18 protein-coding genes are annotated in these 21,780 nt (G+C 60.1%); 8 read left to right on the forward strand and 10 right to left on the reverse strand.

The genetic code is table 11. From position 1 onward, the window contains the following. Positions 1-23 precede the first annotated feature (23 nt). The 8 genes from rseP to rpsB form a co-directional block, all read right to left on the reverse strand. Positions 24-1,376 carry a sigma E protease regulator RseP gene (rseP, locus tag ABIE16_RS05280; RefSeq protein ID WP_407514168.1) on the reverse strand — a complete coding sequence of 451 codons (1,353 nt, stop codon included), beginning with the start codon at positions 1,374-1,376 and terminating at the stop codon, positions 24-26. Positions 1,377-1,429: 53 nt separating this feature from the next. Next, entirely contained in the window at positions 1,430-2,620 is a 1,191-nt protein-coding gene (gene ispC, locus ABIE16_RS05285) for a 1-deoxy-D-xylulose-5-phosphate reductoisomerase (protein WP_429520660.1), read from the reverse strand. Further along, on the reverse strand, positions 2,617-3,423 hold the full coding sequence (locus tag ABIE16_RS05290; protein WP_057716172.1) for a phosphatidate cytidylyltransferase: 807 nt from the start codon (positions 3,421-3,423) through the stop codon (positions 2,617-2,619). Before ABIE16_RS05290 ends, ispC begins: the two co-directional genes overlap by 4 nt. After that, the gene (gene uppS / locus ABIE16_RS05295; protein ID WP_057716173.1) at positions 3,423-4,178 is read right to left on the reverse strand and encodes a polyprenyl diphosphate synthase; all 756 of its coding nucleotides are present in this window, start codon (positions 4,176-4,178) and stop codon (positions 3,423-3,425) included. Before uppS ends, ABIE16_RS05290 begins: the two co-directional genes overlap by 1 nt. A 13-nt stretch (positions 4,179-4,191) precedes the next feature. Next, positions 4,192-4,749, reverse strand: a complete 558-nt coding sequence (gene frr / locus ABIE16_RS05300; RefSeq protein ID WP_008000041.1) for a ribosome recycling factor — start codon at positions 4,747-4,749, stop codon at positions 4,192-4,194. Further along, positions 4,746-5,489: a UMP kinase gene (gene pyrH, locus ABIE16_RS05305; protein WP_056720982.1), complete on the reverse strand. Its 744-nt coding sequence runs from the start codon at positions 5,487-5,489 to the stop codon at positions 4,746-4,748. The genes frr and pyrH overlap by 4 nt, the downstream gene beginning before the upstream one ends. A 213-nt stretch (positions 5,490-5,702) precedes the next feature. After that, positions 5,703-6,566, reverse strand: a complete 864-nt coding sequence (gene tsf / locus ABIE16_RS05310; protein ID WP_008052779.1) for a translation elongation factor Ts — start codon at positions 6,564-6,566, stop codon at positions 5,703-5,705. A gap of 189 nt (positions 6,567-6,755) precedes the next feature. After that, entirely contained in the window at positions 6,756-7,493 is a 738-nt protein-coding gene (rpsB, locus tag ABIE16_RS05315) for a 30S ribosomal protein S2 (RefSeq protein ID WP_007978390.1), read from the reverse strand. A 371-nt stretch (positions 7,494-7,864) separates the two neighbouring features. Here rpsB and map point away from each other — a divergent pair, with 371 nt between their 5' ends. The 3 genes from map to dapC all read left to right on the forward strand — a co-directional run bounded on the left by map (position 7,865) and on the right by dapC (position 12,749). After that, positions 7,865-8,647: a type I methionyl aminopeptidase gene (gene map / locus ABIE16_RS05320; protein WP_057716174.1), complete on the forward strand. Its 783-nt coding sequence runs from the start codon at positions 7,865-7,867 to the stop codon at positions 8,645-8,647. A gap of 41 nt (positions 8,648-8,688) precedes the next feature. Continuing rightward, on the forward strand, positions 8,689-11,391 hold the full coding sequence (locus tag ABIE16_RS05325; RefSeq protein ID WP_057716175.1) for a [protein-PII] uridylyltransferase: 2,703 nt from the start codon (positions 8,689-8,691) through the stop codon (positions 11,389-11,391). A 158-nt stretch (positions 11,392-11,549) separates the two neighbouring features. Then, complete coding sequence (gene dapC, locus ABIE16_RS05330; RefSeq protein ID WP_223502392.1) at positions 11,550-12,749, forward strand: succinyldiaminopimelate transaminase; 1,200 nt, start codon at positions 11,550-11,552, stop codon at positions 12,747-12,749. 22 nt (positions 12,750-12,771) lie between these two features. On the opposite strand, the gene ABIE16_RS05335 is transcribed toward dapC, so the two are convergent. After that, positions 12,772-14,403, reverse strand: a complete 1,632-nt coding sequence (locus tag ABIE16_RS05335) for a Na+/H+ antiporter (protein WP_429520661.1) — start codon at positions 14,401-14,403, stop codon at positions 12,772-12,774. Positions 14,404-14,583: 180 nt separating this feature from the next. Between ABIE16_RS05335 and ABIE16_RS05340 the strand changes: the two genes are divergently transcribed. The 4 genes from ABIE16_RS05340 (at position 14,584) to ABIE16_RS05355 (ending at position 17,767) form a co-directional block, all read left to right on the forward strand. Next, positions 14,584-14,946: an ArsC family reductase gene (locus ABIE16_RS05340; protein ID WP_008052792.1), complete on the forward strand. Its 363-nt coding sequence runs from the start codon at positions 14,584-14,586 to the stop codon at positions 14,944-14,946. Between the two features lie 32 nt (positions 14,947-14,978). Continuing rightward, positions 14,979-16,013, forward strand: coding sequence for a 2,3,4,5-tetrahydropyridine-2,6-dicarboxylate N-succinyltransferase (gene dapD, locus ABIE16_RS05345; protein WP_429520662.1), 1,035 nt, complete (start codon positions 14,979-14,981; stop codon positions 16,011-16,013). A gap of 147 nt (positions 16,014-16,160) precedes the next feature. Beyond that, positions 16,161-17,366 carry an aminotransferase class V-fold PLP-dependent enzyme gene (locus tag ABIE16_RS05350; protein WP_429520663.1) on the forward strand — a complete coding sequence of 402 codons (1,206 nt, stop codon included), beginning with the start codon at positions 16,161-16,163 and terminating at the stop codon, positions 17,364-17,366. Then, the gene (locus ABIE16_RS05355; RefSeq protein ID WP_429520664.1) at positions 17,363-17,767 is read left to right on the forward strand and encodes a SufE family protein; all 405 of its coding nucleotides are present in this window, start codon (positions 17,363-17,365) and stop codon (positions 17,765-17,767) included. Before ABIE16_RS05350 ends, ABIE16_RS05355 begins: the two co-directional genes overlap by 4 nt. A 104-nt stretch (positions 17,768-17,871) precedes the next feature. Here the strand turns inward: ABIE16_RS05355 and tcdA are convergent, their stop codons facing one another. Then, positions 17,872-18,690, reverse strand: a complete 819-nt coding sequence (gene tcdA, locus ABIE16_RS05360) for a tRNA cyclic N6-threonylcarbamoyladenosine(37) synthase TcdA (protein WP_046041104.1) — start codon at positions 18,688-18,690, stop codon at positions 17,872-17,874. 264 nt (positions 18,691-18,954) lie between these two features. Between tcdA and ABIE16_RS05365 the strand changes: the two genes are divergently transcribed. After that, positions 18,955-21,546, forward strand: coding sequence for a glycosyltransferase (locus ABIE16_RS05365; protein ID WP_057716180.1), 2,592 nt, complete (start codon positions 18,955-18,957; stop codon positions 21,544-21,546). Positions 21,547-21,780: the final 234 nt, after the last annotated feature.

Below are 21,780 nucleotides of genomic sequence, written 5' to 3' on the forward strand. Positions count from 1 at the left end.
CAGATTCGCAATTCAGCGAAGCGTTACAGTCGACCCAGATCATTAACCAGAGCAAGCAACATCACCCCGATCACCAAACTGATACCGATCTGTATCCCCCAACCTTGCACCCGATCTGACAAGGGACGACCACGCACCCACTCGATCAGATAAAACAACAAATGCCCCCCATCCAGTACCGGAATGGGCAACAAATTCAGAACGCCCAAGCTAATACTCAGATAAGCAAGGAAATTCAGGAAATCAGCAACACCCGACTGGGCCGAAGCGCCCGCCACTTTAGCAATGGTTATCGGTCCACTCAAGTTTTTTACCGAGAGCTCGCCGAACAACATTTTCTTCAGTGAATCGAGGGTCAGCACGCTCATGGTCCAGGTGCGTCGAGCCCCCTCGCCAATTGCTGCCAATGGCCCGTAGCTGACCTCGCGGATCATCTCCGGCGGCCAGTCGATCGCTTTCACCCCTGCCCCCAAATAACCGCTGGGTGACTTGCTCTCGCCGCGAGCGGCAAGTGTTACCGGGACGTCGATCTGAGCACCGTCGCGCTCAACCCGCAGCATGATTTTGGTATCAGGATGCATACGGACGGTATCGACAACCTGCTGCCAGTCATCGAGCGTACGACCATCGAGCGCGAGCAACCGGTCACCGGTCTTCAGGCCGGCAGCCTTGGCCGGCCCCTTTGGATCGAGCTCGGCCAGGACAGGCGGCAATGCCGGACGCCATGGACGAATCCCCAAAGAATGGATAGGGTCGGGCTCGTCAGCCCCTTTGAGCCACTTGTCCAGCACAAGTTCACGAGGAGAGTCGGCCGTGGAACCCTGTTCGCGCACCACTATCTGCAACGAACCGCTTTCGCCCAGGCGACGCACCAGTTGCAGGTTCACCGCTGCCCAGCCGGAAGTCGCCTCACCATCAATGGCCACGATTTCCTGGCCAGGGCTCAAACCTGCCTTGGCCGCGATACTCCCGGACTCGACAGCGCCGATGACCGGACGCACCTGCTCGCTGCCGAGCATTGCCAATACCCAGAAGAACGTAAATGCCAGCAGGAAGTTGGCAATCGGCCCCGCCGCTACGATGGCAATGCGCTGACGAACGGATTTACGATTGAAGGATTGATCAAGCTGATCGAGCGGTACTTCACCTTCGCGCTCGTCGAGCATTTTGACGTAGCCGCCCAACGGGATGGCGGCGACGACAAATTCGGTGCCCTGCTTGTCGTGCCAACGCAGCAAAGGCATGCCGAAGCCTACGGAGAAACGCAGCACTTTGACCCCACAGCGACGCGCGACCCAAAAATGGCCGAACTCGTGGAAGGTAACCAGCACACCCAGAGCGACCAGGGTGCCGACAATCATATAGAGCGCGCTCATCTACTTTCTCCGCATTCCTATCCGCTGCTGCCTGGGCCAACTATCCGCAGCATTTACCGCCCGTGACGGCTCAACCATTGTCCGGCCAGCAATCGGGCCTTCGCGTCTGCCGTGAACACTGCATCGAGATCATCCACCGCCACTACGGGCTCCAGATTCAGTACTTCCTCGATGATACTCGCGATTTCCGGGTAACGAACCCGTTCGTCGAGAAATGCCGCTACCGCCACTTCGTTCGCCGCATTGAGCATGGCTGGCGCGCTGTTACCCGCTTCGGCCGCCTGACGAGCCAGACGCAGGCACGGGAAACGTTTTTCATCGGGCGCCTGGAAGTCCAACCGCGCAATGGCAAACAGGTCCAGCGGCGCCACGCCCGAGTCAATCCGCTCCGGCCAGGCCAGGGCATTGGCGATGGGCGTGCGCATGTCCGGATTACCCAGCTGTGCCAGAACAGAACCATCGACGTAGTCGACCAGCGAATGGATCACACTTTGCGGGTGAATCACCACCTCCACCTGCGAAGGCTTGGCATCGAACAGCCAGCAGGCTTCGATCAACTCAAGCCCCTTGTTCATCATGCTGGCCGAGTCGACGGAGATTTTTCGCCCCATGGACCAGTTCGGATGAGCACACGCCTGATCGGGAGAAACATTCGCCAGCTCCGCCATGGGCGTCTGTCGAAACGGACCGCCGGAAGCCGTCAGCAGAATCCGACGTACGCCAACCACCTCAAGGCCACGGGCATAATCGAGCGGCATGCACTGGAAAATGGCGTTGTGCTCGCTATCGATCGGCAGCAACACCGAACCGCTCTTGCGCACGGCCTGCATGAACAGCGCGCCGGACATGACCAGCGCCTCTTTATTGGCCAGCAGAATTTTCTTGCCGGTCTCCACCGCCGCCAGTGTCGGGCGCAAACCCGCCGCACCGACGATGGCCGCCATGACCGTATCGACTTCCGGATCGGAAGCGACCTGACACAAACCGTCCTCACCCACCAGAACACGGGTCGAGAGACCCGCCGCGCGCAAATCATCTTGCAGGGTGCGGGCAGCCGCGATCTCAGGCACCACGGCAAATCGCGGGACATGGCGTACGCAGAGCGCCAGCAATTCACTCAAGCGGCTGAAGCCAGTCAAGGCAAAGACCTGATATCGATCAGGGTGACGAGCGATGACGTCGAGCGTGCTCAGGCCAATCGAGCCGGTCGCCCCCAGAACGGTAATCTGTTGTGGGCGGCTCATGGTGCAGCCATCCACAGCAGCACCGCAAACACCGGAATCGCTGCCGTCAGGCTGTCAATACGATCCAGCACGCCGCCGTGACCCGGAAGCAGATTACTGCTGTCCTTGATCCCGGACTGACGCTTGAACATGCTTTCAGTGAGATCACCCACCACCGAAATGAACACGATCAGCGCGGCACCGATCAACCCTTTGAGCAGCTCGGCCACCGTCCAGTCGCGTACCAGACCAACGATTGTGGTAATCACCAGGCTCAGCGCCAGACCACCGTACACGCCCTCCCAGCTTTTGCCCGGACTGACCTGTGGTGCGAGCTTGCGTTTGCCGAAAGCGCGACCGGAGAAGTAGGCGCCAATATCGGCACCCCAGACCAACACCATCACCGCCATGATCAGCCAGTTACCCAGCGGGTATTGCTTGATCTGCACCAGACCTTGCCAGGCCGGCAGAAGAATCAACAGGCCGATCACCAACTTGGTCGCCGCACTGGACCATTGCTCGCTCGAGCGCGGATAGGTCAGCACCAGATACGTCGCCACTGCCCACCACAGCACTGAAGCGCCCAATACCCAAGGCGCGAGGCCGGGCAGGATGTACATGAGGAACAGCACCAGAGCGACCACAGCGGCATAGCCAACGCGGTACGCTTGAGCGGCAAAACCCGCCAGACGCGCCCATTCCCAGGCACCAAGGGTCACGACCAGCCCGATGAACAGTGCAAAACCGGAACCTTCAAGCAGAAAGAATCCGCACAAGGCAATCGGCAGCAGGATCAGTGCGGTGATGATTCGTTGTTTAAGCATTAAACCCGGGCTCCAGCCTCGACCTGCTCGCTCGTTTTACCGAAGCGGCGCTGGCGGGAAGCGAAATCGGCCAGCGCATTGCGCATGGCATCGTGTTTGAAGTCCGGCCAGAACAGGTCGGAGAAATACAACTCGGCATAGGCCAGTTGCCAGAGCAGGAAGTTGCTGATGCGGTGCTCGCCACCGGTGCGGATGCACAGGTCCGGCAACGGCAGATCGCCCGTGACCAGGCAGGTCTGCAGCAGATCAGGCGTGATGTCTTCCGGACGCAAGTGCCCGGCCTGAACTTCTCGCGCCAGTCGTTGCGCAGCTTGCGCGATATCCCACTGACCGCCGTAATTTGCGGCGATCTGCAGGACAAAACGATTGGCACCAACCGTCATGGCCTCGGCTTCACGCATGGCAGCCTGCAGCTCTGGATGAAAACGCGAGCGGTCACCAATGATGCGCAGGCTGATGTTGTTGTCGTTGAGGCGCTTGGCCTCACGACGCAGCGCCTTGAAGAACAGATCCATCAAAGCGCTGACCTCATCGGCCGGACGTTGCCAGTTCTCGCTGGAGAAGGCGAACAGGGTCAGCACTTCGACCTTGGCCTCGGCGCAGACTTCAATGACTGCACGTACCGCATCCACGCCCGCTTTATGCCCGGCGACACCTGGCATAAAGCGTTTTTTCGCCCAGCGATTGTTACCATCCATGATGATCGCGACATGGCGCGGCACCGCGGACGGTGCAGTCTGCTTAGTCTTTTCCATGAAAACGCGACCCTTATACGGCCATCAGGTCTTTTTCTTTCTGCGCCAGATCCGCGTCGATTTTAGCCACGAACTTCTTGGTCAGATCGTCGATCTCGCCAGTCGCACGACGCTCTTCGTCTTCGCTGATCTCTTTTTCCTTGACCAGATCCTTGAGCTGGCTGTTGGCATCACGACGGATGTTGCGCACGGCAACACGGGCATCTTCAGCGACGTCACGAGCCTGCTTGGTGAAGCCCTTGCGGGTTTCTTCGGTCAGGGCAGGCATGGAGATCAACAGCAACTCGCCAAGGTTGGTCGGGTTCAGGTTCAAACCTGCGCTACCGATCGCCTTGTCGACGGCACCCAGCATGTTGCGCTCGAAAGCAACGACTTGCAGGGTACGGGCGTCCTTGACGGTGATGTTGGCCACTTGCTTGATCGGGGTGTCGGAGCCGTAGTACGGCACCATCACACCTTCCAGGATGCTCGGGTGCGCCTGGCCGGTACGAATACGGCCGAAGTTGTGCGCGAGCGACTCCACGGACTTCTGCATGCGCTCTTGAGCGTCTTTCTTGATTTCGTTGATCATTGTGCGCCTTCCTCGATCAGGGTCCCTTCAGCGCCGCCGTGTACGATATTCAGCAGGGCGCCGGGCTTGTTCATGTTAAATACGCGTAGTGGCATCTTGTGGTCGCGGCACAGGCAAATGGCCGTCAGATCCATCACACCCAGCTTGCGATCCAGCACTTCATCATAAGTCAGATGATCGAACTTCTCGGCATGCGGGTCTTTGAACGGGTCAGCGGTGTAGACACCATCGACCTTGGTCGCCTTGAGCACGACATCGGCATCGATTTCGATTGCACGCAGGCAGGCTGCCGAATCCGTCGTAAAGAACGGGTTGCCGGTACCGGCCGCGAAAATCACCACGTCCTTGGAATTCAGGTGACGCATGGCCTTGCGACGATCGTAGTGATCGGTCACGCCAACCATGGAAATAGCGGACATCACGATGGCCGAGATGTTGGCGCGCTCAAGGGCGTCGCGCATCGCCAGGGCGTTCATCACAGTGGCCAGCATGCCCATGTGGTCGCCGGTGACCCGGTCCATGCCAGCCTTGCTCAGCGCTTCACCGCGGAACAGGTTGCCACCACCGATAACCAGACCAACCTGAACGCCGATGCCGACCAGTTGGCCAACTTCCAATGCCATGCGATCCAGAACTTTCGGATCGATCCCGAACTCTTCCGAGCCCATCAGGGCCTCGCCGCTAAGCTTGAGTAGAATGCGTTTATAGCGAGCCTGATAACCACTGCCCTGCTGAGCCATTGCGAATCTCTCCTGCGGCGTATTTAAAAAAAATTCTTTGCGAGCTGTTTTACAGCTGACGCTCACTCTAGCTTGGCACTGCTTCAGCGCCATCGGAACATGGCTTTGTAAGCCAGTTCCAAAGGGAAACCAAATAAAAATTGATACCCCATCTGAAAAGAGGCTGCGCGCGTGAGCGGGCAGCCTCTTCTGGGCGACAGTTAAAAAACCGTCTTATTGCTTGGCGGCAGCCAGCTGGGCAGCAACTTCTTCTGCGAAGTTGTCCACTGGCTTCTCGATGCCTTCGCCTACTTTGAAGTAAGTGAAGGAAACGATTTCAGCGCCGGCTTTCTTGGCCAGGGCACCAACGGTGACTTCCGGGTTCATCACGAAAGCTTGCTCTACCAGGCTGGCTTCAGCCAGGAACTTGGTGATACGGCCGGCGATCATCTTCTCGACGATTTCAGCTGGCTTGCCTTTCATCTTGTCTTCGTTCAGGGTCAGGAAAACGCCCTTCTCGCGCTCGATGGCTTCTGGCGAAACCTGCGATGGCAGCAGGAACTCAGGGTTGCTTGCCGCCACGTGCATGGCGATCTCTTTGGCCAGCTGAACATCACCGCCCTTGAGAACAACAGCAACACCGATCTTGTTACCGTGCAGGTAGGTGCCGACAACGTCGCCCTCTACGCGTACCAGGCGACGAATGTTGACGTTCTCGCCTACTTTGGCGACCAGAGCTTCACGAGCCGATTCCTGAGCGGCGATCAGCGGAGCTGCGTCGGTCAGTTTTTCGTCGAAGGCTTTTTCTACGCAGGCAGCAACGAAGTTCTTGAAGTCGTCTTGCAGGGCCAGGAAGTCGGTCTGCGAGTTAACTTCCAGCAGCACGGCTGCCTTGTCGTCAGCCTTGATGGCGATAGCGCCTTCAGCGGCAACGTTGCCGGCTTTCTTGGCAGCCTTGATGGCGCCCGAAGCACGCATGTCATCAATGGCTTTCTCGATGTCGCCGCCAGCCTTGGTCAAGGCCTTTTTGCAGTCCATCATGCCTTCGCCAGTACGCTCGCGCAGTTCTTTGACCAACGCTGCAGTAATCTCTGCCATTTCAAAATCCTCTTGGATAGGTTTTCAACCATTCCACCCGATCGAACGGGCGATCAATTCTTCCCGAACCACCCTTGTTAGCTGCCGCACGTTACAGATAGAGCAGTGGGCGCCGACAAATGGTTTTCGAGGTGGCAAAAAGGGGGCCAAGCCCCCTTTTTGCTTACTGAGTCAACGCCAAGGCGTCAATTACTCAGCTGCTGCTACCGGAGCTTCTTCAACGAAAACTTCGGTGCCGCCGGCAACATTGTTGCGACCGCGGATGACAGCGTCAGCCATCGAACCCATGTACAGCTGGATAGCGCGGATTGCGTCATCGTTGCCTGGGATGATGTAGTCAACGCCTTCCGGGCTGCTGTTGGTATCGACTACGCCGATAACCGGGATGCCCAGCTTGTTGGCTTCGGTGATCGCGATGCGCTCGTGATCAACGTCGATAACGAACAGAGCGTCTGGCAGACCGCCCATATCCTTGATACCACCCAGGGAACGATCCAGCTTTTCCAGGTCACGAGTGCGCATCAGCGCTTCTTTCTTGGTCAGCTTGGCGAAAGTACCGTCTTCGGCTTGTACTTCAAGGTCACGCAGACGCTTGATGGAAGCACGGATGGTCTTGAAGTTGGTCAGCATGCCGCCCAACCAGCGGTGATCGACGTACGGCGAACCGCAACGTGCTGCTTCTTCAGCAACGATCTTGCCAGCGGAACGCTTGGTGCCGACGAACAGAATCTTGTTTTTGCCCTGGGCCAGACGCTCTACGAAAGTCAGAGCTTCGTTGAACATTGGCAGGGTTTTTTCAAGGTTGATGATGTGGATCTTGTTACGCGCACCGAAAATGTACTTGCCCATTTTCGGGTTCCAGTAACGGGTCTGGTGACCGAAGTGCACACCGGCCTTCAGCATATCGCGCATGTTGACTTGGGACATGATAGTTCCTTAATAAGTCGGGTTTGGCCTCCACGTATCCCAATGACCAACCAGCAGCATCAGCTGAAGGCACCCAGGTCATCGTGTCGACACGTGTGTGGATTTAGGCTTCCCGGGACATCCCCGGAAAGCGGCGCATTTTATATCACAAGACAGGGCAAAACGGAACCCGGATTCTGAAATCCTGGCGAGCGTTTTGTTCCACCCCTTGGAATCCGCCAAGAATGCACCATTCTATAGAGAGAAGCGATGCACACAGCCGCAGATTTGCGCTGATCGTCTGGTAGAATCGTATTTTTCAGGGCCGCGAAGTTCGATCGCGCATTGCCCCTTCCGTCTAGAAAGCGCCGCCTGGCGCAGAGAGAGCCTGTATGACCGTCACCCTCAAAACTCCCGAGGATATCGCCAAAATGCGTATCGCCGGCAAACTGGCCGCCGATGTGCTGGAAATGATTGCCGAATACGTCAAGCCGGGCGTTACCACCGATCAACTGAACCAGATCTGCCACGACTACATCGTCAATGAGCAGAAAGCCATCCCTGCCCCGCTCAATTACAAGGGCTATCCAAAGTCGATCTGCACGTCGATCAACCATGTGGTCTGCCATGGCATTCCAAACGACAAGCCGCTCAAAGATGGCGACACCCTGAACATCGACGTCACCGTCATCAAGGACGGTTTCCACGGTGATACCAGCCGGATGTTCCACGTCGGCAACGTACCGGTCTGGGCCGAGCGCCTGTCCCAGGTGACCCAGGAATGCATGTACAAGGCGATCGAGATCGTCAAACCTGGCTGCCGCCTGGGCGACATCGGCGAAATTATCCAGAAGCATGCGGAAAAGAACGGCTTCTCGGTGGTTCGCGAATTCTGCGGCCATGGTATCGGCAAGGTGTTCCACGAGGAGCCGCAGATCCTGCACTACGGCCGCGCCGGCACCGGCATGGAACTCAAGGCCGGCATGACCTTCACCATCGAGCCGATGATCAACCAGGGCCGCGCCGACACCAAGGTACTGGGCGACGGCTGGACCGCGATCACCAAGGACCGCAAGCTCTCGGCACAGTGGGAACACACCCTGCTGGTAACCGAAACCGGTTACGAGATCTTCACCCTGCGCAGTGATGACACCATCCCTCGCGTTTCGGCCTGATCCCGCTACCGTACATCGCCTATAGAAAGGAAAGCCAATCGATGCCGCAGGTGGATCCCGAACTCTTCGACCGCGGCCAGTTCCAGGCTGAACTGGCCCTGAAGGCAAGCCCGATCGCGGCCTTCAAGAAGGCGATCCGCCAGGCCCGCGAAGTGCTCGACACGCGTTTTCGCAATGGCCGGGACATTCGCCGGCTGATCGAGGATCGCGCCTGGTTCGTCGATAACATCCTGCAAAAGGCCTGGGAGCAGTTCAGCTGGAGCGAGGACGCCGACATCGCGCTGGTCGCGGTCGGCGGCTACGGCCGTGGCGAATTGCACCCTTATTCCGATATCGACTTGCTGATCCTTCTGGACAGCGCCGACCACGAGGTTTTCCGCGATTCCATCGAGCGTTTTCTGACGCTGTTGTGGGACATCGGCCTGGAGGTCGGCCAGAGCGTTCGCTCGGTCGACGAATGCGCCGTCGAGGCCCGCGCCGACCTGACGGTCGTCACCAACCTGATGGAAAGCCGCACCATCGCCGGCCCCGAGCGTTTGCGCCAGCGCATGCTGGACGTCACCAGCACCGGGCATATGTGGCCGAGCAAGGACTTCTTCCTGGCCAAGCATGCCGAACAAAAGGCTCGCCACCACAAGTACAACGACACCGAATACAACCTGGAACCCAACGTCAAAGGCTCACCCGGCGGCCTGCGGGATATCCAGACGATTCTGTGGGTAGCCCGTCGCGAGTACGGCACCCTGAACCTGCGGGCACTGGCAGGCGAAGGATTCCTGGTAGAGAGCGAAAACGCCCTGCTCGCCTCCTCCCAGGAGTTCCTGTGGAAGGTTCGCTATGCCCTGCACATGCTGGCCGGCCGCGCCGAAGACCGCCTGCTGTTCGATCACCAGCGCACCATTGCCGGGCTGCTGGGCTTCAAAGGCGACGACGCCAAGCAAGCCATCGAAAACTTCATGCAACAGTATTATCGGGTGGTCATGAGCATCGCCCAACTCAGCGACCTGATCATCCAGCACTTCGAGGAAGTCATCCTCGCACCGGAAGACGAAGCGCCACCGCAGCCGATCAACTCGCGTTTCCAGTTGCATGACGGCTACATCGAGGCACGCAACGACAACGTCTTTCGCCGCACGCCGTTCGCCATGCTCGAAATCTTCGTGCTGATGGCCCAGCAGCCCGAAATCAAGGGTGTGCGCGCCGACACCATTCGCCTGCTGCGGGAACACCGCCACCTGATCGACGACGACTTCCGCAACGATATTCGCAACACCAGCCTGTTTATCGAATTGTTCAAATGCAAGATCGGCATCCACCGCAACCTGCGGCGAATGAACCGTTACGGCATCCTTGGGCGTTATCTGCCCGAATTCGGCTTTATCGTCGGGCAGATGCAACACGACCTGTTCCACATCTATACGGTCGATGCCCACACCTTGAACCTGATCAAACACCTGCGTAAGTTGCAGTACACCCAGGTGTCGGAAAAATTCCCGCTGGCCAGCAAAGTCATGGGCAAGCTGCCCAAGCCCGAGCTGATCTACATGGCCGGCCTGTACCACGACATCGGCAAAGGCCGGCATGGCGATCACTCGGACATCGGTGCCGTGGATGCCGAGGCCTTTTGCCAGCGTCATCAACTGCCCACGTGGGACAGTCGCCTGATCGTGTGGCTGGTGCAAAACCACCTGGTGATGTCGACCACCGCCCAGCGCAAGGACTTGTCCGACCCGCAGGTGATCCACGATTTCGCCCAGATCGTTGGCGACGAAACCCGCCTCGACTACCTGTATGTGCTGACTGTCGCAGACATCAACGCCACCAACCCGACCCTGTGGAACTCCTGGCGCGCCAGCCTGCTGCGCCAGCTCTACACCGAGACCAAGCGCGCCTTGCGCCGTGGCCTGGAGAACCCGGTGGATCGCGAAGAGCAGATCCGCCAGACCCAGAGCGCCGCCCTGGATATCCTGGTGCGCGGCGGCACCGACCCGGACGATGTCGAGCAATTGTGGGCGCAGTTGGGTGATGACTATTTCCTGCGCCACACCGCCGGCGACGTGGCCTGGCACAGCGACGCGATACTCCAGCAACCGGCCGACGGCGGACCACTGGTGCTGATCAAGGAAACCACCCAGCGCGAGTTCGAAGGTGGCACGCAGATCTTCATTTATGCCCCGGACCAGCACGACTTCTTTGCCGTGACCGTGGCAACGATGGACCAGCTCAACCTGAACATTCACGACGCCCGGGTCATCACCTCCAGCAGCCAGTTCACCCTCGACACCTATATCGTGCTCGACACCGACGGCGACTCGATTGGCGATAATCCGGCGCGGGTCAAACAGATCCGCGAGGGTCTGACCGAAGCCCTGCGTAACCCGGACAACTACCCGACCATCATCCAGCGCCGGGTGCCACGTCAGCTCAAGCATTTCGCCTTTGCACCACAAGTGACGATCCACAACGACGCCCAACGCCCGGTGACGGTGCTGGAACTCACCGCGCCCGACCGCCCGGGCCTGCTGGCGCGGATTGGCACGATCTTCCTGGAGTTCGATCTGTCGTTGCAGAACGCCAAGATCGCCACCCTCGGCGAACGCGTGGAAGACGTGTTCTTCATCACCGACGCCAACAATCAGCCGTTGTCCGACCCGTTGCTGTGCAGCCGCCTGCAGGATGCGATCGTCGAACAACTGAGCGTCAACCAGGAACCTGATATCAAACTGTCGCGCATCAGCATCTGACTTAACAACGGCCCGCCTTTTGTAGGAGCGAGCTTGCTCGCGATGAACTCAAATACGCCGCGTTATTCTGGCAAGAACGCGTTATCGTTGACGACCATCGCGAGCAAGCTCGCTCCTACAGGGACCAGCGCCGCTCCAACACCGAACGAGATTTATCGATGAACAACGCTCTGTCCCAGCTCCAGCCCTACCCGTTCGAGAAACTCCGCGCCCTGCTCGGCAGCGTGACGCCCAATCCGGACAAGCGTCCGATCGCGCTGTCCATCGGCGAGCCGAAACACCGCTCACCAAGCTTTGTCGCCGAGGCCCTGGCCAGCAATCTGGAAAAAATGGCTGTGTACCCGACCACACTCGGTATCCCGGAGCTGCGTGAAGCCATCGCGGCATGGTGCGAGCGTCGCTTCGATGTGCCCAAGGGCTGGATCGACCCGGCGCGCAACGTGCTGCCGGTCAACGGTACCCGCGAAGCGCTGTTCGCCTTCACCCAGACCGTAGTCAACCGTGGCGATGACGCGCTGGTGGTCAGCCCGAACCCCTTCTACCAGATCTACGAAGGCGCGGCGTTCCTCGCCGGGGCCAAGCCGCATTACCTGCCATGCCTGGACGAAAACGGCTTCAACCCGGATTTCGACGCCGTATCGCCGGACATCTGGAAACGCTGCCAGATCCTGTTCCTGTGCTCGCCTGGCAATCCGACCGGCGCCCTGATCCCGGTCGAGACCCTGAAAAAGCTGATTGCCCTGGCCGACGAATACGACTTCGTGATTGCCGCCGATGAGTGCTACAGCGAGCTGTACTTCGACGAACAAACGCCGCCGCCAGGCCTGCTCAGCGCTTGCGCGGAACTGGGTCGCAAGGACTTCAAGCGTTGCGTGGTGTTCCACAGCCTGTCCAAGCGTTCGAACCTGCCAGGCCTGCGCTCGGGCTTTGTGGCCGGTGATGCCGACGTCCTCAAGGGCTTCCTGCTCTATCGCACCTACCATGGCTGTGCGATGCCGGTTCAAACCCAACTGGCCAGCGTTGCCGCGTGGAATGACGAAGTGCACGTGCGCGCCAACCGGGCGCTGTATCGCGAGAAGTTCGATGCGGTGCTGGAAATCCTCAGCCCGGTGCTGGACGTACAGCGTCCGGATGGCAGTTTCTACCTGTGGCCGAATGTCGCCGGTGACGACGCTGCGTTCTGCCGAGACCTGTTCGAGCAGGAGCACGTGACCGTGGTGCCGGGTTCTTACCTGTCGCGGGACGTCGATGGCGTCAATCCGGGGGCCGGGCGTGTGCGCATGGCGCTGGTTGCGCCGCTGGCAGAGTGTGTTGAAGCAGCCGAGCGGATTCGCGATTTCATCCAGCGCCGCAAATAACCCCCCCACGGGGGGGCAGGTGTTACTTCACCTGACCGAGTTTGGCCTCGCTCAGATCCAGTTCCCCCAACACCTCACGCAACACGTCATCACCAATCTGGTGATGACGACTGAGGCTGTACAACTCCAGGCGCTGCGCCCGTAGCGCCTTCAAGCGCAAACGCCGTTCCAGCAAGTCCATCTGAAACGCCAGGGCTTGCGCCTCAGCGGAGTCGTTGAACACCTCCAACTGATGTCGGTACTCGGACATGATCCGCGCCTTGAGCTCGACGGCCAGTGCGGACTGGGCGGCGTCCTGTGGATTGACCTCTTCTGCCTCAAGCGCATGAATGGCCGCCTCGGCGGTCTTGCGCCAGGCGTCGCGCACTTCGTTGCGCCGCTTGTCGTCCGGACTGGCTTCGATGCCACGCAACAACAGTGGCAGCGCGATGCAGGCCGCAATCAACGACAGCAGAATCACCCCGGCGGCGATGAAAATCAGCAGATCGCGCTCGGGAAATGCGCTCCCGCCCATGAGCATCGGCACCGACATCACACCCGCCAGCGTCACGGCCCCGCGCACGCCGCCCACGGTCAGCAACCAACAGGATCGCGCCGTCGGCACCCGGGTCACTTCACCCTTGCCGCGCAATCGCCGCAGCAGTACCGACAATCGCCAGATGCTTTGCACCCAGACGAACCGCAAAACCAGCAGCACCAGGAAAATCGCCACCACGTCGAGCCCGCGATACAACAACGTCGGCCATAACGAAGTTTCGTGACTGGCCACCGCCTTGATGATGTCCGGCAACTGCAAACCCAACAGCAGGAAGATCAAACCGTTGAACGCGAACTCCAGCAGCGACCAGACACTTCGGTTGAGCAAGCGCGTGTTGGTCTGGCGCGGCAACAGGTCGAGCCAGCTCTGCATCATTCCCGCCGCCACCGCCGAGAGGATGCCCGACACTTCCATGCGCTCGGCCAGCACGTAGGCCGCAAACGGCAGCAGCAACATGAACACCACATGCGTCGCCGGATCATCCCAGCCCCGCTCGATCATCCACGCCCGCAGACGGCCGACCAGCCAACTCAAGGCCACCCCGACCGCCAGGCCACCGACAGCGACCAGCACGAACGTCAGGCTGGCATTGGCCAGCGAGAACACACCGGTCACCGCCGCCACCAGGGCAAACTTGAATGTCACCAGGCCCGAGGCGTCGTTCATCAGCGCCTCGCCCTGCAAGATGTGCATCAAGGGGGTCGGCAGTCTGTTGCGGGAAATGGCCGACACCGCCACCGCATCCGTCGGTGACAGCACCGCCGCCAGGGCGAACGCCACCGGCAACGGCACACCGGGCAGCAACCAGTGAATGAAATACCCGGCGCCGACCACGGTGAACAGCACCAGGCCCACTGCCAGGGTCAGGATCGGGCCGCGCAAGTGCCAGAATTCGCGCTTGGGCATGCGCCAGCCGTCGGAGAACAACAGTGGTGGCAGGAACAGAAACAGGAACAGTTCGGGATCGAGGGCTACATGGAGGCCGAGCGTCGGCCAGGCGAGCAAGGCCCCAGCGGCAATCTGCACCAACGGCAACGGCAGCGGAACCACCCGTCCGATCAGGCGCGAAACGCCAACCAGCATCAACAGGATCAGGACGGTATAAGCGGTTTGCATAAAGCGTGGTTCCCGGACGATCAACAGCATTGAAGTGCCATATTAGCCGCTTAGACTTCGGGCGACCCTTGCACCTATGTCGCACGCAGGTCACCGAAGCACCGTATTCCCGCAGGATTTGCGCTTCCATGGCATAATCCGTCACCTTTTATTTACGGCACCTGCAAAGGGGGCAATTCCTTGACCGTTTCAAGCAAAACGTTGCACCTTTTCGGCATCAAAGCCTGCGACACCATGAAAAAGGCGCGCACCTGGCTCGATGAACACGCTGTCAGCTATGACTTTCATGATTACAAGGCGGTCGGTATCGACCGTGAACACCTGACCCAATGGTGCAACGAGCACGGCTGGGAAGTGGTGTTGAACCGTGCAGGCACGACCTTTCGCAAGCTCGACGACGAACGCAAAGCCGATCTCGACCAGACGAAAGCCATCGAACTGATGCTCGCACAACCCTCGATGATCAAGCGTCCGGTGCTTGATCTCGGTGACCGAACCCTGATTGGCTTCAAGCCAGATATCTACGCGGCCGCGCTCAAGTAAGCAGCCCGTTTCAATTTGCTAGAGGTATCAACATGTCTACTACCCTGTTCAGCCTGGCCTTTGGTGTCGGCACTCAAAACCGTCAAGGCGCATGGCTGGAAGTGTTCTACGCCCAGCCACTGCTCAACCCGCCCGCCGAACTGGTCGCCGCCATTGCGCCGATCCTCGGTTACAGCGAAGGCAACCAGGCCATCACCTTCACCACCGCGCAGGCCGCGCAACTGGCTGAAGCCGTGAAAGGCATCGACGCGGTACAAGGCAAACTGCTGACCCGCCTGGCCGAGAGCCACAAGCCGCTGGTTGCCACCTTGCTGGCCGAAAACGCCCAGCTGTCGTCCACCCCTGAGGCCTACCTCAAGCTGCACCTGCTGAGCCATCGCCTGGTCAAGCCACACGGCCTGAACCTGGCCGGGATCTTCCCGCTGCTGCCGAACGTGGCCTGGACCAGCCAGGGCGCTGTCGACCTGAGCGAACTGGCCGAACTGCAACTCGAAGCCCGCCTGCGCGGCGAACTGCTGGAAGTGTTCTCGGTGGACAAGTTCCCGAAAATGACCGACTACGTGGTTCCGGCCGGCGTGCGTATCGCTGACGCCGCGCGTCTGCGCCTGGGCGCTTACGTGGGCGAAGGCACCACCGTGATGCACGAAGGTTTCATCAACTTCAACGCCGGCACCGAAGGCCCGGGCATGATCGAAGGCCGCGTATCCGCTGGCGTATTCGTCGGCAAGGGTTCGGACCTGGGCGGCGGCTGCTCGACCATGGGCACCCTGTCGGGCGGCGGCAACATCGTGATCAAGGTCGGCGAAGGCTGCCTGATCGGCGCCAACGCCGGTATCGGTATCCCGTTGGGCGACCGCAACACCGTCGAGTCGGGCCTGTACGTGACCGCTGGTACCAAAGTCGCGCTGCTGGACGAGAACAATCAACTGGTCAAAGTGGTCAAGGCCCGTGAACTGGCCGGCCAGCCGGACCTGCTGTTCCGTCGCAATTCGGAGACCGGTGCCGTGGAATGCAAAACCCACAAATCGGCCATCGAGCTGAACGAAGCGCTGCACGCTCACAACTAAGCCACACGACCACCCGCCCCCCTGTAGGAGCGAGCTTGCTCGCGATGGACGATTAGACGACACGTGCTGTCTGGTGCACCGCGTTATCGTTGACGCCCATCGCGAGCAAGCTCGCTCCTACAGGGGGCAGGCGTACAGGCGAACAACATGATGATTCTCTCCCCCTGGCGTGCCGATTTTCCGGCCATCGCCGCCCTGCAACGGCAAGACCAGACCTATCTGGACAACGCCGCCACTACGCAAAAACCTCAAGCCCTGCTCGATGCCCTGGCGCACTACTACGCCAACGGCGCGGCCAACGTGCATCGGGCGCAGCATTTGCCCGGCGCCCACGCCACCCAGGCGTTCGAGGACAGCCGCCGCAAAGTCGCGCAATGGCTCAATACTGGCGATTGCGGGCAGATCATCTTTACCCACGGCGCGACGTCCGCGCTGAATCTCCTGGCCTATGGCCTGGAACATCTTTTCAATCCGGGCGACGAGATTGTCATCAGCGCCCTGGAGCATCACGCCAACCTGCTGCCGTGGCAGCAACTGGCGCACCGTCGCGACCTGAAACTGGTGATCCTGCCGCTGGATGCCGACGGCGTGATCGACCTTGAAGCCGCCGCCGGTTTGATCGGCCCACGCACGCGTCTGTTGGCGGTCAGCCAGTTGTCCAACGTGATTGGCGCATGGCAGCCGCTGTCTGAATTGCTGGCACTGGCCAAGGCGCACAACGCCCTGACCGTGATCGACGGCGCTCAGGGCGTGGTCCATGGTCGCCACGACGTGCAAGCGCTGGGCTGCGATTTCTATGTGTTCTCCAGCCACAAGCTCTACGGCCCCGATGGCCTGGGTGTGCTGTTCGGGCGCAATACAGCACTGCAACAACTGCGTCCCTGGCAGTTCGGTGGTGAAATGGTGCTCGATGCCAATTATCACGACGCACGCTTTCGCCCGGCACCGCTGGGTTTCGAGGCCGGGACGCCGCCGATTGCCAGCGTGATCGGCCTGGGAGCGACCCTGGACTACCTCGCCGGGCTCGATCAGGACGCCGTGTCTGCCCATGAAGCCGCGTTGCATGCCTGTCTGCTCAAGGGCCTGGAGGCGCGCAACGGCATTCGCCTGTTGGGCAAGCCGCAAGTGGCACTGGCCAGTTTCACCGTCGAGGGTGTGCATAACTCCGATCTCGCGCATTTGCTGACCGAACAAGGGATCGCGGTGCGTGCCGGCCACCACTGTGCGATGCCGCTGCTCAAACGCTTCGAACTGGCCGGAGCGATTCGGGTGTCGTTGGCGCTGTACAACGATTCCGAAGACCTGGAGCGGTTCTTTGAAGCCCTGGATCAGGCGCTGGAGCTATTGCGATGAACCTGCCTGCCGATGCCGTGACGGCACTCTATATCTTTCAGAAAGCGGCAGGCTGGGAACAACGCGCACGCCTGCTGATGCAATGGGGCGAGCGCCTGCCCGCGTTGAGCGACACGCAAATGTGCGACGCCAATCGGGTACACGGCTGTGAAAGCCAGGTGTGGCTGGTGGGCGAGTTGCGCGACGGTCATTGGCAGTTCAGCGCCAACAGTGATGCACGGTTGATTCGCGGGTTGGTGGCGTTGCTGCTGGCGCGGGTCAACGGCTTGTCCGCGGCCGAGTTGCAGCAAGTGGATTTGCCGGACTGGTTCAATCAGCTGGGGTTGGGGCGGCAGTTGTCCGAGTCCCGCAGCAATGGCTTGAATGCGGTGCTTCAGCGGATGCGAGAGTTGGCTCAATAAGAGGGCTGCTTCGCAGCCCATCGCGGGCAAGCCCGCTCCCACAGGAGGAACGCATTCCAATGTGGGAGCGAGCTTGCTCGCGATGAGGCCTTCAGCCACACCGACTAAACCTGCGGTTTGACCCGCTCCGCCGGCCGCCGCACCCCTGCCACAATCTTGTCCACAGCCTTGGTCGCCGCGACCATGCCGAAGGTCGCCGTCACCATCATCACCGCGCCAAACCCTCCGGCACAGTCAAGCTTCACCCCATCACCGACAAAACTCTTCTGCAGGCAAATGCTGCCGTCCGGTTTCGGGTAGCGCAGTTGCTCGGTGGAAAACACGCACGGCACGCTGTAGTGACGGGTCACGGTACGTGAGAAGCCGTAGTCGCGGCGCAGCGTGGAGCGCACCTTCGACGCCAATGGATCATTGAACGTGCGATTGAGGTCGCAGACCTGGATCAACGTCGGGTCAATCTGCCCGCCCGCGCCGCCGGTGGTGATGATCTGGATCTTGCGCCGCTTGCACCAGGCGATCAGCGCGGCCTTGGCATTGACGCTGTCGATGCAGTCGATCACGCAGTCGATGTTCGGCGTGATGTACTCGGCCATGGTGTCGCGGGTAACGAAGTCAGGCACCGCATGCACCGTGCAATCCGGGTTGATCCCGCGCAGACGCTCGGCCATCACCTCGACCTTGGGCTTGCCCACCGTGCTGTCCAGCGCGTGCAACTGGCGGTTGGCGTTGCTGACGCAGACGTCATCGAGGTCGAACAGCGAAATTTCGCCAACACCACAACGGGCCATGGCTTCCGCCGCCCAGGAACCGACGCCACCGACGCCCACGATCGCCACATGGGCCGCTTTCAGGCGCTCAAGGCCTTCAATGCCATACAAGCGGGCGATGCCAGCAAACCGCGGATCTTCTGTACTCATGACCATTACCCCAAAAACCGGCGCGCATTATAGGGCCGTCGGCGCCCAAGAGCATCATTGCGCTATGAACGGGCAACATCCACGAAAAATACATCGAACAAAGATTCGTCCTACACGCTCTAAAGAAAGAACTTAAACCGACTTGGATTGCCCAATGTCCGGCAATTCCCTGTCCGCTGTACGACCAGAGAATGCCCGGTGTAGGATGCGCGCCCCTTGGCGACCGCCAACCGTTCCTTCGTTCCACAGTCTTTGGAACCCGAAATAACTATGTCATCGCGTAAATTTGGACTCAACCTGGTCGTGGTGCTCGCCATCGCAGCCTTGTTTACCGGCTTCTGGGCGCTGATCAACCGCCCGGTCACCGCCCCCAACTGGCCTGAACAGATCTCCGGCTTCTCGTACTCGCCATTCCAGCAGGGCCAGTTCCCGCAGAAAGACCAGTACCCGACCGACGATCAAATGCGTCGCGACCTGGAGATCATGAGCAAGCTGACGGACAACATCCGCATCTACTCGGTCGATGGCACGCTGCAGAACATCCCGAAACTGGCGGAAGAGTTCGGCTTGCGGGTAACCCTGGGGATCTGGATCAGCCCGGACCTGGAACGCAACGAACGGGAAATCACCCGCGCCATTGAAATCGCCAACTCCTCGCGCAGCGTGGTTCGTGTGGTGGTCGGCAACGAGGCCATTTACCGCAAGGAAATCACCGCCCAGGAACTCAGCGTCATGCTCGATCGCGTGCGTGCCGCCGTGAAAGTGCCGGTGACTACGTCCGAACAGTGGCACGTGTGGGAAGAACACCCGGAACTGGCCAAGCACGTCGACCTGATTGCCGCGCACGTCCTGCCTTACTGGGAATTCGTCCCGATGGACAAGGCCGGGCAGTTCGTCCTCGACCGCGCCCGCGACCTGAAAAAGATGTTCCCGAAAAAACCACTGCTGCTGTCCGAGGTGGGCTGGCCGAGCAACGGCCGCATGCGTGGTGGCGCCGACGCCTCCCCGGCGGACCAGGCGATTTATCTGCGAACCCTGGTCAACAAGCTCAACCGCCAGGGCTTCAACTACTTCGTGATCGAAGCGTTTGACCAACCGTGGAAAGCCAGCGACGAAGGTTCCGTCGGCGCCTACTGGGGCGTGTTCAACGCCGCGCGCCAGCAGAAGTTCAACTTCGAAGGCCCGGTGGTGGCGATTCCGCAATGGCGCGTGTTGGCCATTGGTTCGGTGGTATTGGCGCTGTTGTCGCTGACCCTGCTGATGATCGACGGCTCGGCCCTGCGCCAGCGTGGCCGTACCTTCCTGACCTTCATTGCGTTCCTGTGTGGTTCGGTGCTGGTGTGGATCGGTTACGACTACAGCCAGCAATACAGCACCTGGTTCAGCCTGACGGTGGGCTTCTTGCTCGCCCTCGGTGCGCTCGGGGTGTTTATCGTGCTGCTGACCGAAGCCCATGAACTGGCCGAAGCGGTGTGGGTGCACAAGCGCCGGCGCGAGTTCCTGCCGGTGGAAGGCGACTCCAGCTACCGCCCGAAAGTGTCGATTCACGTGCCCTGCTACAACGAGCCGCCGGAGATGGTCAAACAGACCCTCAACGCCCTGGCCAACCTCGACTATCCGGACTTCGAAGTCCTGATCATCGACAACAACACCAAGGACCCGGCTGTCTGGGAACCGGTGCGCGATTATTGCGAAACCCTCGGCCCGCGCTTCAAGTTCTTCCACGTGGCACCGCTGGCCGGCTTCAAGGGCGGCGCGCTGAACTACCTGATCCCGCACACCGCCAAGGACGCCGAAGTGATCGCGGTGATCGACTCCGATTATTGCGTGCACCCGAACTGGCTCAAGCACATGGTGCCGCACTTCGCCGACCCGAAAATCGCCGTGGTGCAGTCGCCGCAGGATTACCGCGACCAGAACGAAAGCACCTTCAAGAAGCTCTGCTACGCGGAATACAAAGGCTTCTTCCACATCGGCATGGTCACCCGCAACGACCGCGACGCGATCATCCAGCACGGCACCATGACCATGACCCGTCGCTCGGTGCTCGAAGAGCTGGGCTGGGCCGACTGGTGCATCTGTGAAGACGCCGAACTGGGCCTGCGGGTATTCGAAAAAGGCCTGTCGGCAGCGTATTACCACACCAGCTACGGCAAGGGCCTGATGCCCGATACCTTCATCGACTTCAAGAAACAGCGTTTCCGCTGGGCCTACGGAGCGATCCAGATCATCAAGCGCCACACCGCCAGCCTGCTGCGCGGCAAGGACACCGAGCTGACCCGTGGCCAGCGCTACCACTTCCTCGCGGGCTGGTTGCCGTGGGTGGCGGACGGCATGAACATCTTCTTCACCGTCGGCGCGCTGTTGTGGTCGGCGGCGATGATCATCGTGCCGCAACGGGTCGATCCGCCGCTGCTGATCTTCGCAATCCCGCCATTGGCGTTGTTCGTGTTCAAGGTCGCCAAGATCATCTTCCTCTACCGTCGTGCGGTCGGGGTGAATCTGAAGGACGCCTTCTGCGCGGCGCTGGCCGGTCTGGCGTTGTCCCACACCATCGCCAAAGCGGTGTTGTACGGCTTCTTCACCAGCAGCATTCCGTTCTTCCGTACGCCGAAGAATGCCGACAACCACGGCTTCTGGGTGGCGATTTCCGAAGCCCGGGAAGAGATGTTCATCATGCTGCTGTTGTGGAGCGCGGCCCTGGGGATCTACCTGGTGAACGGCATGCCGAGCAACGACATGCGCTTCTGGGTCACCATGCTGCTGGTGCAGTCGCTGCCGTACGTCGCGGCGCTGATCATGGCGTTCCTGTCGTCGCTGCCGAAACCGGCCGCCGAGCCTGAAACGGCACCTGTCGTCTAAATCTGCGCGGATGCACTAAACGGCGGCCAATGGTCGCCGTTTTGCTTTAAGATAAGCGCCATTTTGCGGGGCCTGGCGTGTCGGGGTTTACAGAACGAACCCGATACCTGTGGGAGCGAGCTTGCTCGCGATTGCGATGTAACAATCAAAGTTTATGTTGACTGACACAACGCCATCGCGAGCAAGCTCGCTCCCACATTTAGCCCGCGCCCACATTCATGATTTTCGGAGTTT

The sequence above is a fragment of the Pseudomonas sp. 2725 genome (assembly GCF_050434585.1).
In the GTDB taxonomy this organism is placed as follows: Bacteria; Pseudomonadota; Gammaproteobacteria; order Pseudomonadales; family Pseudomonadaceae; genus Aquipseudomonas; species Aquipseudomonas jessenii.